The sequence below is a fragment of the Paenibacillus sp. J2TS4 genome, from assembly GCF_018403245.1.
GTDB lineage: Bacteria > Bacillota > Bacilli > Paenibacillales > NBRC-103111 > Paenibacillus_L.
The window spans coordinates 393,267-405,836 of sequence record NZ_BOSH01000004.1; the positions used below are offsets into that span (position 1 = coordinate 393,267).

The 12,570-nt window shown below is 45.8% G+C and carries 13 protein-coding genes; 9 read left to right on the forward strand and 4 right to left on the reverse strand.

Annotated elements, in window-relative coordinates; translation table 11 throughout:
• Positions 1–2: 2 nt before the first annotated feature.
• The 7 genes from KJS69_RS11990 (at position 3) to pdaB (ending at position 5,081) form a co-directional block, all read left to right on the forward strand.
• Positions 3–896: a glycine betaine ABC transporter substrate-binding protein gene (locus KJS69_RS11990; protein WP_213583988.1), complete on the forward strand. Its 894-nt coding sequence runs from the start codon at positions 3–5 to the stop codon at positions 894–896.
• 248 nt (positions 897–1,144) lie between these two features.
• Positions 1,145–1,573 carry a BlaI/MecI/CopY family transcriptional regulator gene (locus KJS69_RS11995; protein WP_249730476.1) on the forward strand — a complete coding sequence of 143 codons (429 nt, stop codon included), beginning with the start codon at positions 1,145–1,147 and terminating at the stop codon, positions 1,571–1,573.
• 5 nt (positions 1,574–1,578) lie between these two features.
• Entirely contained in the window at positions 1,579–2,436 is an 858-nt protein-coding gene (locus KJS69_RS12000) for a M56 family metallopeptidase (RefSeq protein ID WP_249730487.1), read from the forward strand.
• Between the two features lie 25 nt (positions 2,437–2,461).
• Complete coding sequence (locus KJS69_RS12005; RefSeq protein WP_213583990.1) at positions 2,462–3,004, forward strand: TlpA family protein disulfide reductase; 543 nt, start codon at positions 2,462–2,464, stop codon at positions 3,002–3,004.
• A gap of 17 nt (positions 3,005–3,021) precedes the next feature.
• The gene (locus tag KJS69_RS12010; RefSeq protein ID WP_213583991.1) at positions 3,022–3,738 is read left to right on the forward strand and encodes a prolipoprotein diacylglyceryl transferase family protein; all 717 of its coding nucleotides are present in this window, start codon (positions 3,022–3,024) and stop codon (positions 3,736–3,738) included.
• A gap of 58 nt (positions 3,739–3,796) precedes the next feature.
• Complete coding sequence (locus KJS69_RS12015) at positions 3,797–4,219, forward strand: OsmC family protein (protein ID WP_213583992.1); 423 nt, start codon at positions 3,797–3,799, stop codon at positions 4,217–4,219.
• 133 nt (positions 4,220–4,352) lie between these two features.
• On the forward strand, positions 4,353–5,081 hold the full coding sequence (gene pdaB / locus KJS69_RS12020; protein WP_213583993.1) for a polysaccharide deacetylase family sporulation protein PdaB: 729 nt from the start codon (positions 4,353–4,355) through the stop codon (positions 5,079–5,081).
• Positions 5,082–5,173: 92 nt separating this feature from the next.
• Here the strand turns inward: pdaB and KJS69_RS12025 are convergent, their stop codons facing one another.
• Positions 5,174–5,584: a hypothetical protein gene (locus tag KJS69_RS12025; protein WP_213583994.1), complete on the reverse strand. Its 411-nt coding sequence runs from the start codon at positions 5,582–5,584 to the stop codon at positions 5,174–5,176.
• Between the two features lie 351 nt (positions 5,585–5,935).
• Here KJS69_RS12025 and KJS69_RS12030 point away from each other — a divergent pair, with 351 nt between their 5' ends.
• Positions 5,936–7,015, forward strand: coding sequence for an SGNH/GDSL hydrolase family protein (locus tag KJS69_RS12030; protein ID WP_213583995.1), 1,080 nt, complete (start codon positions 5,936–5,938; stop codon positions 7,013–7,015).
• A gap of 16 nt (positions 7,016–7,031) precedes the next feature.
• On the forward strand, positions 7,032–8,456 hold the full coding sequence (locus KJS69_RS12035; RefSeq protein WP_213583996.1) for an MBOAT family O-acyltransferase: 1,425 nt from the start codon (positions 7,032–7,034) through the stop codon (positions 8,454–8,456).
• A 105-nt stretch (positions 8,457–8,561) separates the two neighbouring features.
• Here KJS69_RS12035 and KJS69_RS12040 read toward each other — a convergent pair whose 3' ends face one another.
• The 3 genes from KJS69_RS12040 to KJS69_RS12050 are packed head-to-tail and all read right to left on the reverse strand — an operon-like array spanning position 8,562 to position 12,336.
• Entirely contained in the window at positions 8,562–9,722 is a 1,161-nt protein-coding gene (locus KJS69_RS12040) for a Ger(x)C family spore germination protein (protein WP_213583997.1), read from the reverse strand.
• Complete coding sequence (locus KJS69_RS12045) at positions 9,719–11,245, reverse strand: spore germination protein (RefSeq protein WP_249730477.1); 1,527 nt, start codon at positions 11,243–11,245, stop codon at positions 9,719–9,721. The genes KJS69_RS12040 and KJS69_RS12045 overlap by 4 nt, the downstream gene beginning before the upstream one ends.
• Positions 11,242–12,336, reverse strand: a complete 1,095-nt coding sequence (locus tag KJS69_RS12050; RefSeq protein ID WP_213583998.1) for an endospore germination permease — start codon at positions 12,334–12,336, stop codon at positions 11,242–11,244. Before KJS69_RS12050 ends, KJS69_RS12045 begins: the two co-directional genes overlap by 4 nt.
• Positions 12,337–12,570 lie beyond the last annotated feature (234 nt).

Consider the following 12,570-nt stretch of genomic DNA (forward strand, 5'->3'; position numbering starts at 1 on the left):
TTATGTTAAAAAAAGGATTAACATTTGTACTAACCGCTTCTTTAGGATTAAGTTTGTTGGCGGGCTGCTCTTCGGGAGATAAGGCCCAGTCGGATTTTATCGGGGATCAGGTCAACTATGAAATTATCGGTATCGACCCGGGTGCCGGTCTGATGGAAGCTACAGAGAAGGTGCTTGAGGAATATGAACTGACGGAATGGAAGCTGATCGAGGGATCGGATACGGCAATGACGGCTTCTCTGGAAAAAGCTTACAAAGACAAGAAGCCGATCATTATTACCGGCTGGACCCCTCACTGGAAATTCGCTAAATATGATCTCAAATATTTAGAGGATCCGAAGGGGATCTACGGGCCGGATGAGAAGATCCATACGATCGTCCGCAACGGCCTGAAGGAAGATGATCCGGGAGCTTATCAATTATTGGATAACTTCGAATGGACTCCTGCCGACATGGAGAAGGTGATGGTCGATGTCTATGAAGGCAAGAAGCCGGAAGAAGCAGCGGAGAAATGGGTGAATGACAATGCCGATAAAGTTGACGGGTGGATCAAGGATATCCCGCAAGGCGAAGGCAAGAAGCTGAAGCTCGCCTATGTCGCCTGGGATTCCGAAATTGCCAGTACCCATGTAGTTAAGTATGTCCTAGAGGAGAAGCTTGGCTACAAGGTGGAGGCGCTGCAGGTCGAGGTTGCGCCGATGTGGGTCGGAGTGGCTAAAGGCGATGTCGACGGAATGGTAGCCGCTTGGCTGCCGACGACTCACCAGAGACATTACGAAACCCACGAAGGTAATTTTGAAGATTTGGGGCCGAACCTGGTCGGAACGAAGCTCGGACTGGTCGTACCCAGCTATGTAGACATCAATTCCATTGAAGATTTAAAAAAGAAGGAATAGATCGGGACGCCGGGATGATATCGGTGGTCCAATAAAAATGCAAATGAAGCCGCCAGGCAGGGTGTCCCTGTTTGGCGGCTTTCTCATTATACCCGATAGTGAGGACGCCAGGTCATGTGTTCACTTTCTTACGGAATAGGGTTCTTACTTATGTTTCAGTCATGTTTCGATTTTTTGACAGAACCTCTCACCTCATTGACACTCGTCAAACGATTGTACTACAATGCATAGTGTAAGGAGTGAAGGCTGTGAAAGTAGATAAATATAATATGAATGAAGAAGGCTTGAACCGTTTTTTTGGACCGCTGGAGGCAAGAATCATGGAACGGGTCTGGGAGACGGGGAAGGCCAGTATTAAAGAAGTGCAGGAGCTGCTGGACCGGGAATCCCCGATTTCGTTCAATGCCGTAATGACCGTTATGAATCGGCTTTGCGAGAAAGGCCATTTAATCCGTCTGGCTAAACAGTCCCGCGGACAGGTTTCCTACTATTCGGCTGTTCAGACTAAAGAGCAATTTTTGAACGAGCAGACCCGGGTGCTGGCCGATGGATTAATGACGGACTTTGGTGCCCTCGTCGTCAATCATCTGATTGATTCGCTTGACCAGGCCGATCCGCAATCGATTGAACGATTAGAGCAAAAACTACGGGAAATGAAAAGCAGGGGCGAATCGTGAATGGAATGATAAAATCTAAATTGGCGTTCATCTCGGTAGGTCTGATTACGTTTTTCTTACTTTTCCAGATGGGGATTCATACCGCTCAGCAGCTGGGGGGAGCGGAAGGACAATGGGCTTTTTTAAAGCTCTGTCTGATGACCTTAAGCGAGAACTCCCGAATCCCTTCTATAATAGTAGCTGTTATTAACTCGTTCATCGTGTTGACGGTGGGCAGGATGCTCCTGCGGGTGGGCAGCCAGATTTATCTAACCTGTAAGTGGAATCGTTATTTTCAATCCCGGATCGATCAGGAGACCACCAGGGAATTGATGCATCGGTATAGAGAATGGAAAATTCCGATTAGAGTCATTCGGGACGATTCCTGGTTTGCTTTGGCTGTCGGACTGCTGAAGCCCCGAATTATCGTATCCAGCGGATTGCTCGCCATGCTCTCCGACGGAGAGAGGGAAGCCGTATTGCTTCATGAGAGACATCATTGCATGAGGCGGGACCCGTTAAAAATATTCATAGTCACCCTTTGCCGGGATGCCTTCTGGTATATTCCTCTTATTCGCGGACTCGTCCATTACTATAAAGTAATGAAAGAGCTGCTTGCGGATCGTTTTGTAATGAAGCAGATGAGAACAGAATATGAACTCGGAGCCGTACTGCTCAAAATAGCGAAACGCCCGCCGGCGCCCCGCCGAATGGTTGGTGTTTCCTTCGCGGATACGTCAATCAATTACCGGATCGAGCAGATCATCGAGCCCGGGCGCCCGGCGACGGCCCCTCAGGTCCGGTTTCCCGCGGTTATTATTTCGTTCGCCCTGTTGATGCTATCTCCTTATGTATTGATTGGCTTGGGCGGGTGCGTGTATTAACATCTCGGATACGGAGGAGAAGAGAGTGAAGAAACAGATTGTTATTTGGGCCGTCATCGTATTTTTGGTAGGTCTGGCCATTTATCAAAATACCGGGAGCCAAGGGCAGAGCCAGCCGGCTGATCTGGAAGAGCTGCCCCAGGTAGGATTTAGAGCCCCGGCCTTTTCGCTAACCGGCCTGGACGGTACAGCTTATTCGCTTGCAGATGAATCGAAGCCAATGGTTATTAATTTTTGGGCTTCCTGGTGCGGCCCCTGTGAGATAGAAGCCCCGGATCTGGTTAAATTGTATGAGAAATATGAAGGAAAGATAGAGATCTATGCGGTCAACGCCACAACCTTCGATAAAGAAGATAAAGCTCGCGAGTTTGCCGAACGCCATGGCTTCAAGTTTCCCGTCCTGCTGGATGACGATCGGAACAACAAAGTGATGGATCAATACCAAGTTTATGCTTTCCCGACTACTTTCTTTGTAAACCGCGACGGCGTAATTGTCGATAAGGTGCTCGGTATAGTCGAACCCGATGAGCTGGAGAAAAAATTTAAACGAGCCATTTCATCCAAATAGCGGAAGGGGGATGCGGAATGCCGGAAGTGCTTCAAGCAGGTTCATTTATGATTCGCACTAGCTGGCTTGTCCTTGCCTTGGCCGCCATTGCAGGATACATGCTAATAAGACTAAAGTTGAAAAATGCCGCTGATCAGGAACGCCAGCTTCCCGATCTGGCTGCGAACGGCATGCTGATCGTCATCCTGACATGGAAATTCAGCCCCATTCTGTTTAATCCCTCCATCTTATGGACGAATCCGGTCAGCCTGCTGTTCATTAACGGCTCGGGCAGGGGAATAGCGTTAGGCTTGGCGCTGGCATTAGTCTATCTGGAGCTTAAAAGCCGTAAGCAACGGCTATCCCGCTGGTATTTGCTAGATCTGCTGTCTTACTGGGCCGGCTGCATAGCGCTGATTTATTTCCTGTTCATCTGGCAGTATGGGACGGCTACAAGCCTGCCCTGGGGAATTTCGATCTCAGATCCGGCATTTAAATATCATCCGGTTAACTTTTATATCGTTATCCTGCTCCTCCCTGTTTACCTATGGATGTGGAAGCAAGATCATTTGCTCGGAACAGGCAAGCTTTTTTCTAATTTTGCAGTCTTTTTCGGGATAGCTTTGTTTATCAGCACCTTTTTCAAGTCGACTCCTGCCTTGTGGCTGGGAATGTCGGGGGACCAATGGATGGCAGCAGGGATGACGTTGATCGGGCTGCTGCTCATTCCGCGAACACGGCAAGAACCGGCATAAGATATTATGAAGATCTAATAATTAGTCTAAATGATCCATTCAGGAGGCTGTAAAAATCGTGAATATACATACAATCTGGCAAGGAAACAGGAAGTTTAAAGCTATAAGCTCTGGAAATCATGAGGTTGTCATGGATGCCAAAGCGGAATTCGGTGGGAATAATGAAGGCAGCTCGCCTATGGAGCTTGTGCTTATGGGGCTGACGGGCTGTATGGGAATCGATGTGACGATGATTTTGGAAAAAATGAAGATGGCTCCGGCCATGCTGGAGATTGAGGCGAGGGGAGTGCGAGAAGATGAGACTCCCCGTTCTCTTGCAAATATAATATTAACCTTTCATATGGAGGGGCCCCTTAATCCGGCGAAAGTATGGAGGGCCATTCGGCTGAGCGAACAAAAGTATTGCTCCGTAGCGCATTCGCTTAAAGCGGCCATTGACATCCGATTGATGCTAAATGGGGAAGAGGCCGCCCCGGAATAACACCTCGATAACGGGGCAGAGAATGCATGCGGCCATTCGGGATACCTGCTCTTAAGCGGTAATCATTACCTTGAGTAAACTTTCCCATTACGGACAGAATGGAAGATAAACGTTCAGTGGGAGGAAGTCACTCATGAGGTTGATTTTTTGGAATAAAAGATTTATCGTTAGTCTGCTTGCCGCCCTAATGAGTATAACGATCGGCTTGGAAACAGGCTTGGCGGAAGCTCCAGACCGCGGAACCGCCATTTATAAAGTGGACACGGATGAGAAAGTGGTAGCGCTAACCTTCGATATCAGTTGGGGGAACAAGTACGCCGATCCGATTATGGATGTACTGGCCGACAAGGATATCTACAAGGCTACCTTCTTTCTGTCGGGACCGTGGGCTTTAAAGCATGAAGATATTGTCAGACGTATCGATACGATGGGGTTTGAAATAGGAAGTCACGGCTGGAAGCATGTCAATTACAGCGAATACAGCGATGAATGGATTGCGGAGCAGGTAAAGAAGACGGAGGATGCGCTTATTAAGCTGACCAACAAGAAGCCTGTCTTATTCCGTACTCCGAATGGAGATTTTAATCCCCGGGTTATTAAAAAGCTGAATAAACTTGGCTATGAAGTTATTCAATGGGATACGGACTCTCTGGACTGGATGAAGCCCGGAGTGGATAAAATCATTAACCGTGTTCTTAAACGCGCTCATCCTGGTGATATTATTTTACTGCATGCCAGTGACTCCGTTCCTCAGACTCCTGCGGCGCTCCCCGTTATTATTGACGGACTCAAGAAGCAAGGCTACCGATTTGTAACCGTAACGGAGCTAATGGAGATAGGTGAGCAGAAGAACAATAAATAATGTGGGGTTGAAAACCATATCACTAAACCGCCGGCAAGCCATTAGGCTATCAGGCGGTTTTGTTTGTTGTATGACCGGCATACATAAAGAGTCTATGTCAGTGCTTGTTGAATTTTCTTTAAGTTCTCCTGCAGCTTCTGGCTGCTTTTGAAGTCGATTTTACCATGGTAGGCTTGTTCCTCATGCAGCTGTTGATTTAGCGATTGTGATTCAAAAGTCGCCATCGCATTGCCGGTTGCTTCACTATAGCGCTGCTCAGTCATGGCGAGTAATTGCTCATTAAGCCGTTCCAGCTCTGTCAAATTGCTTTTTAATGATTCCAGTGAAGCAGAGGAAGTGTCCGGAGCTGCAGAATGGACCGCACCCAGCTTCTCCCGTTCGGTATTTAACAAGCTTCGCATTTGCTCGACCTGAGCCTGAGCGGAGGAGGGCACCTCCATATGATCGAGAATTTGTTGACAGGCGTCCATCCATTCCTGGACCCGGTTTAAGATATGGGGCATAGCGATTCCACCTTTTTAAATTAATCTGAATATAGTAAGCTTACTAGACGGGCATTCTCATGAATCGAAAAGCTGATTTACTGCATTTACTTATAGTTTGGTGCAGTTTGGAATATTTATTCGCATTATCCGGATAGATTTGGCTTTTTTCTGTACAGTGCCTGTCTAAATAGGTATAATTAGTTCGGTTCCTGTCATTATATGTCGTGCATTATTAACAATTAATATACATTTTGTCATTAATAATTTAATAGTTTATGAAGTGGAGAAAGAAAGGCGTCTTCAGGGCGAGTTTTGGCTCAATGCCACTTATATAGATAATTTATTATTTAGAAAAGGTGAAATTTGCGAATGAAAGCATTGAAATATGTCATCGTCTATTTTATTATTTTGCAATTTGTTGTTCCGCTGCTTGTACCTTCGCATGAAGTCTATCACAATCGAATAGATTACGAGCTGACGAAGAGCAACCTGCACGATATCGATGCGGTGCTAGACCAAATCAAACGACAGATTTCGCGGAATAAATCCGATAATTACATCATTTTATTAGGGGACTCCGTAATTTATGGCAGCCCGGGCAACTCGGATCAGCCGGTCAATGTCTATATGGAGCAGCTTGCTCGACAAACCTACGGGAATGAAGCCCCTGCGATTTACAATCTTTCCATGCCAGCCATGCAGCTAGGCGATATTTATACGATGCTGCTTAAGCTGGACGAGCATAAAATATCGACCGACCGGGTGATTTTTAATATTCGGTATGCTTCTTTCGTGGAGAGAACGCCATGGCCGCCGGCTGTGTTTTGGCTGAAGGATGAGCTTCGCAAGCTGGATCCGGAGACGTTCGCCCACATTCGTCCTCAGTTGGAAGCGACAGGATATACCGGTCCGGAAGGATTATATGAAAGATACAAGCACCTGCTTCATGAGGATTTGCTGCCGAAAGTTTCTATGTTTCGATATAAGGATTTTATTATCAAATCGGTTAAGCATGCGTATTCCAAAGCAAGAGGGATTCCGATCCCGGATGATGCACTCGGAGATCCCCGCCCATGGTTTGAGAAGGAAGGACTTGAGCAATATTTGAAATCGGACGAGATCGCGAACAGCTACTCAGATATGTCATTCGATTTATCAGAGGAAAGTCCGGACGTCTTTTTCCTGAATCAAATTGCTAATCATCAACAAGGCACCGATACGATGATCGTTCTGACCGGTGTCAACCAGCAGTTAATGAAAGACTATGTTCAGAAGGAAGGATATAAGCAGAACATGAGCCGAATAGATCGAATGATGGAAAGCTTCCCGTTCCCATACATTAACCTGGAAGGGAAAATCGATGACGCGCTATTTACGGACCATACTCACTTCACGGCCGAAGGACATGAAGCGTTGGGAAGTCTGTTATGGAACGCTTATATTAAATAAAGGGAGATAACGTTCAATGCTTTTCCATACTCCAGAATTTATGGTTTTAATGATCACCACAATGATCCTTTATTATTTATTGCCCAACCGGCGAATATTTTTACTTTCGATAGCCAATGTCATTTTTTACGCGGTGGCTGGAATCGGTCATCTGTTCGTCTTTATTGCCGTCTCCATATTTACCTATTATTGCTCCAAGATGTTAAGGGGCAAGCATGGCAAAGCCTTTTTAGCAGCGGCTGTTCTAGTGAATGTATTTAATCTTGTCTTTTTCAAATATACGATATTTCTGCTTCGCAGCATGGAGCAGCTTCTATCCATACAGCTGCTGACCGAAAATTCATTCTGGTTGACCATCGTGCTGCCCATCGGGATTTCCTTCTACACGTTCCAGATGATTGCTTACGTGGTCGATATTTATAAAGGAAAAATCAATCCGAGCCGCACTTTATTGGAATTTTGGGTATTTATCGCCTACTTTGCCAGCCTCATTGCCGGTCCGATTATGCGGGGGCAGGAATTGCTGCCGCAGGTGGAAAATATTCGCTCCATTCGCTTCGATCATCGGAACATGAGAATCGGTGCCGCTTTTCTCGGACTGGGCTTGTTCAAGAAGATTGTGCTTGCCGATTACATATCAGGCTATGTGGATACGTTCTTCTCCAGAACGGCGGAGCTGACCGGAGCCGAAGGCTGGGTCGCGATTTATCTGTTTGCGTTCCAAATCTTTTTTGATTTTGCGGCATACAGTGAGATGGCCGTTGGAATCGGTTATCTGTTTGGAATTAAGCTGGTAAACAACTTCCAAACTCCTTATTTGAGCACGAACGCCACCGAATTTTGGCGTCGCTGGCACATTACACTGTCGTCCTTTATCCGTGATTACATTTATATTCCTCTCGGCGGGTCCAGAAAAGGGAAGATCAGACAGTACGTCAACCTGTTCCTGGCTATGACGATTTCGGGGATTTGGCACGGCGCAGCCTGGACCTTTATGATCTGGGGGATGTTCCACGGGGCGCTGCTAATCGGTCATAAGCTCTATAATAAGGGGAAAGAGCGTCTTGGATTGACGAAGCTCGATTCCAGCAAAATTTATCATGTATTTGCAGTAATAGTTTTTTTTCATCTCACCTGTATCGGCTGGGTTTTCTTCCGGGTCTCCGGCTTCCAGAACGCCGTGTCGCTGCTGCAGCGGATGCTGACGCCCGAAGCGTTTCTATTTCCCAAGGAGCTGCATAAATATTTGCTGGTTGTCGTGGTTCTGTACCTGCTGCATATCGTTGAATATTACTTGTTCACCCATGCATCGAAGCTTTCCCGGGTATGGCATGTCCGCTTCCCAGCGCCCGTTCGCGCGGTTGTGTATACCGTCATAATCACTGTGTTCATCCTTCTGTTAAGAACGGAGCAGAACACGTTCATTTACTTCCAGTTCTAGCTGTTTGTCCGATGAAATGCGTTTAACGAATAACTATTCATATAAGGCTATTTTATCGGTGATTTGAGATTGCGGCCATGACTGTCCAAAACAGGGATGGCCGCTTTATTTTTCCGGAGGCATTTTTCTAACTTTGGTTCTTATCATTCCCGAATGAGTGATGTTTACTTCCACATCCAAGGAACGGATCGATTCTTTGTTTAGTTGGAAACCATCTTCTTCTTGTGTTTTTTTCCATAAACGGAAATTTTTTCGGTAGAGAACATGTTCCAGAGAATAGAGATCGACATTATGTTTAAGGCCGTTTTCATAGGTTGTCATAACTTCCTCTTTGATTTTTTGTTGTGCTTTTTCGATTAATTCAGATTCTGTTATTGAATCTAGAGATTCGAACAATTCTCCTTCTAGCTTCAGGGTGATTGAAAAATGGGGAGATTCTTCTTCCGCGATGTATCGGATACCGATTTTGGGCCGGCCGGCCGAAATGACCGCTATTATTTTTCCGTCATTTTTAATGGCCAAAGGGGAACGAACCGTTGAGGGCTCCATCCATCGGAGTCCAACCAAGCTTTCTTTGTCAAACCATCCTTTTAATGTATTGTTTTTTATGGCAAATACTCCGTTGACGGCCAGTTTCTTCTCATTCTTATTATTTTTCTTCCATTGGTCCTTGTTGACAGATATAGATGGAAGAAGAATAGTTTGATCCGGTTCCCTAAAAATGGAAATAAAGCGAACGTATCGCATCGGTTTAATATAAGACTTTTGCTCATAGTGTTCCATCGGTTCATTAAGAATAGTATTTAATACTGTAAAGTTAAAAAAACCAGGCGTGGTATAAATATCCTCGATGGATTCGTGGGTCCCGTATACCCAAGGAGTATAGCGGATTTCCCGAAAGCGAGAAAGTGTCTCTTCCACATTCTCCAATCCATGTGTCAGCATATCATTTGTCAGGACGACGTTAGTGATATGGCTCCACATTGTTCTTTGCTGTGTCGTATTAAATAGATTGTTCATTGCAAGATCAATCGTCTCCCCTTCTCCTTTACCTACCCACTGTAGAGGAGGCTCGCTTACTTTGCCGGTTTCCTGCTTCGAAACGAAACTGAAATCGATATATTGAGCGTAAATAATGTACTTCCCTTGTTTATAATCCAGTCCGACCGAAACTGCATAGTTCACGTCCTGCAAGTCTTTAATATCCCAGCAGCCGGATAACAGCAATATTGCGGTCAGGCCAATTAAAAGCCGTCTTTTGATCAAGAAGAATCCCCCTTCTTGCGAGTGGAATCGAGGGTGTGCAGCATACTTGGTCTTTTCTTAACATTATCCCTCGGTTTAATTAGTAATCCCGCTAACAAATCTCTGGGTGACAAAGGGGAAAGAGGAGATAAATAAGGCAGTCCGAACGATTCCAGTCTGGACAAATAAGTGACGAGGGTAATCAAGGCAAGGCAGAATCCATACATTCCCAGGAAAGAGGAGCAAATAAGCACGAAAAAGCGAATGACGCTCACGGTCCCGCTAAGGGACTGATTGACAAGCGTAAAAGTAGCCACAGCCGTTATGGCTGCGACAAAGAGCATCGTTGGCGATGTTATCCCCGCGCGGATAGCCGCATCGCCGACGATCAACCCTCCGACAACCGTTACCGTCTCGCCGACAGCTTTAGGCAACCGGACCCCAGCCTCTCGGAAAATTTCGAACAATCCCAACATGAGAAAGGCTTCCATCGGGGAAGAAAGCGGAATCCCGATCCGCGAACTGCTTACCGTAGCCAGCAATTGAAAAGGCATTTGGTCTATATCATAAGCCGTTAACGCGACCCATAACCCGGGTGCAAGAATGGAGACGGTAATTCCGATTAACCGAAAAAATCTCTCCAGGGCTACATAATAAAAAGGCAGGTGGATGTCTTCCGGAGACTTCAGAAGCGATGTTAAGTTGGTAGGCGCTATAATCGCCATGGGCGAACCGTCAATCAGAATGACGAACCGGCCTCTTAGCAAGCTGGCGGACGCATAGTCCGGCCTCCCGATGTAGTCGAAGAGCGGGAACAAGGAATGAGAATAATCGGATAGCGCCTCTTCCAATTGCTCATTGCTTAACAAGCCGTCCAGATCCAATTTGTTGATTCGGTGACGCACCTCAGCAATAACTTCCGGTCGGGCTACATCGTACAGGTACAGCAAGGAGACCTTCGTCTGGCTTCTTCGTCCCACCCGGAACTGTTCATGATGAAGAGAAGGAGTTTTAAGCCGCTTGCGAATCAAGGCAATGTTATCTGACAATTGCTCGGTAAAACCGTCCCGGGGACCTTTGATCGATACCTCCGTATTCGATTCTTCCGGTGTCCGATGGGGAATATTGGACACATCTGCCGAAAAGAGTTTCTGTTCTTTTTCAAAAACAATGACCAGGTTTCCGTCATAGAGATGATGCAGCAAATCTTGTCCATTCTGAATGACGTTTAATTGCAGTAATGGGTTTGATAAGAAATAATCGTCTATTTGTTCAGATTTATAGAGCATGCTATTGAGCTGGGGCAGCACGAATTCGTTAACTTGCTTAATATCAGCCATTCCTTCGCAATAAAACAAGATAGTCTTGATTTGCTGATCGATTCCAAACTGATAAATTTCTACGGTTATGTCCGCACTGGAGCCGAATAAGGCATGAATAGTATCCTCGTTCCAATGGTGGGGCAACCACCCGGTATGCTGCCATTCCTTTTCCGTATGAGACTTTCCCAGAAGCTTTTTTCGGAAATAGCGGTAAAAATTCAAGGCTGTTCTCTCCTCCGTAGATGGGATTTAACAAAAACAAGGGAAGCAAGCAAGCAGGAAAAGACGAGAATAAAACTCAACGATGCAGGATAATAAACTTGTTGAATCCATCTCAAATAGGTCATATCGCTGACAGGGGCGAGTGCGGCCGAGAGTAAAAAAACAAAAAACAGCGACAGGAAGACTCTTTTATTTAATCGGCTTTTAGGTTTCACAAGATCTAAAATGATGTATAGAGCAAGCGAAATCCGAATAAAGGCTCCAGACAGCCACTGATACAAAGCTAAAAAATCAACATGAGCTACATACTTTCCTACGCTGACGAGTCTCCATTGTTCGAATGCGGGATACCTTTGGTTGGCAGATTCGACCGGACCATAGGTGGCCATTGAGCCCATTAGTGGTCCCAAAGTTAATCCAACCAATATAAAAGCTAACAGGAGCCAGGCTTTCAAATGGACGGACTTCGACACCTTATGTTGAAAAAGAAGCAGGATAAACACTTCCACAAATCCTCCGCCTGCGTAGACCATCGCTTGCATAATCGGCTCAACCCCTTGGGTGAATACAGGAAAAAGCCTGGAGTAATCTTTGTACTGGAAGTTGGCGGACATGACAAAATAACCAAAAATCCAGACAAAAGGCAGTAAAATCCCGGTTGTAATGGCTATGGAACGGATACCGGAGCCAGCGATAAACAGGCAGAGTAAAATAAAACTGGCGGCTATTACTACTCTGGGTGTCAGCGTTAAATAAGTAATGTTCACCCAGGATACCGTTTCTTTTATTGTAAGAGCGGCGATGAACAGCAGGTAAATACCGAGCGACCAGATGATCAGGTTGGCGACCCATCGGTTGTAATGGTCTTTAAGCCAGTCGAACAGAGACTGCTGCCCCGTTCTTGAGGTAATGTAATAGGGGAGCAGTAACCAAACATTAAACAGCAAATAAGTGAACAGGACACTGATCCAGGAGTCACGCAATCCGACCTGCAGCAGCAATGGGATGATAATGACATGGTTGGAAAATCCGACGGCCATGATCAAAATGAACATAGCCTGAAGCAAGCTTATGTTTTTAGTACTTTTCATTCCATGCCCCCTAGCCATATCCGCTAATATATACATTGTGAACCGATTAGTGCCAAATCATACAAACTCATTTCCGGCACCTGCATGATTATCCATATAAAGGGTTTTCATTTAAGATTGCCTATGGTATAATGAGGATGTTCATTATTGGAAAATTTGGAATGAATGCGCTTTCCAGTAGTGAGCAACAATATCATAACGACAAAGGTAGAGACCGTGAGAAAACCTTTGGAG

Bases quoted from the DNA above. Each gene is read 5' to 3' on its own strand.
- pdaB (WP_213583993.1), top strand. From the start codon at position 4,353: ATGAGGTTGATTTTTTGGAATAAAAGATTTATCGTTAGTCTGCTTGCC.
- KJS69_RS12025 (WP_213583994.1), bottom strand. From the start codon at position 5,584: ATGCCCCATATCTTAAACCGGGTCCAGGAATGGATGGACGCCTGTCAA.
- KJS69_RS12000 (WP_249730487.1), top strand. From the start codon at position 1,579: ATGATAAAATCTAAATTGGCGTTCATCTCGGTAGGTCTGATTACGTTT.
- KJS69_RS12035 (WP_213583996.1), top strand. From the start codon at position 7,032: ATGCTTTTCCATACTCCAGAATTTATGGTTTTAATGATCACCACAATG.
- KJS69_RS11990 (WP_213583988.1), top strand. From the start codon at position 3: ATGTTAAAAAAAGGATTAACATTTGTACTAACCGCTTCTTTAGGATTA.
- KJS69_RS12030 (WP_213583995.1), top strand. From the start codon at position 5,936: ATGAAAGCATTGAAATATGTCATCGTCTATTTTATTATTTTGCAATTT.
- KJS69_RS12050 (WP_213583998.1), bottom strand. From the start codon at position 12,336: ATGAAAAGTACTAAAAACATAAGCTTGCTTCAGGCTATGTTCATTTTG.
- KJS69_RS12010 (WP_213583991.1), top strand. From the start codon at position 3,022: ATGCCGGAAGTGCTTCAAGCAGGTTCATTTATGATTCGCACTAGCTGG.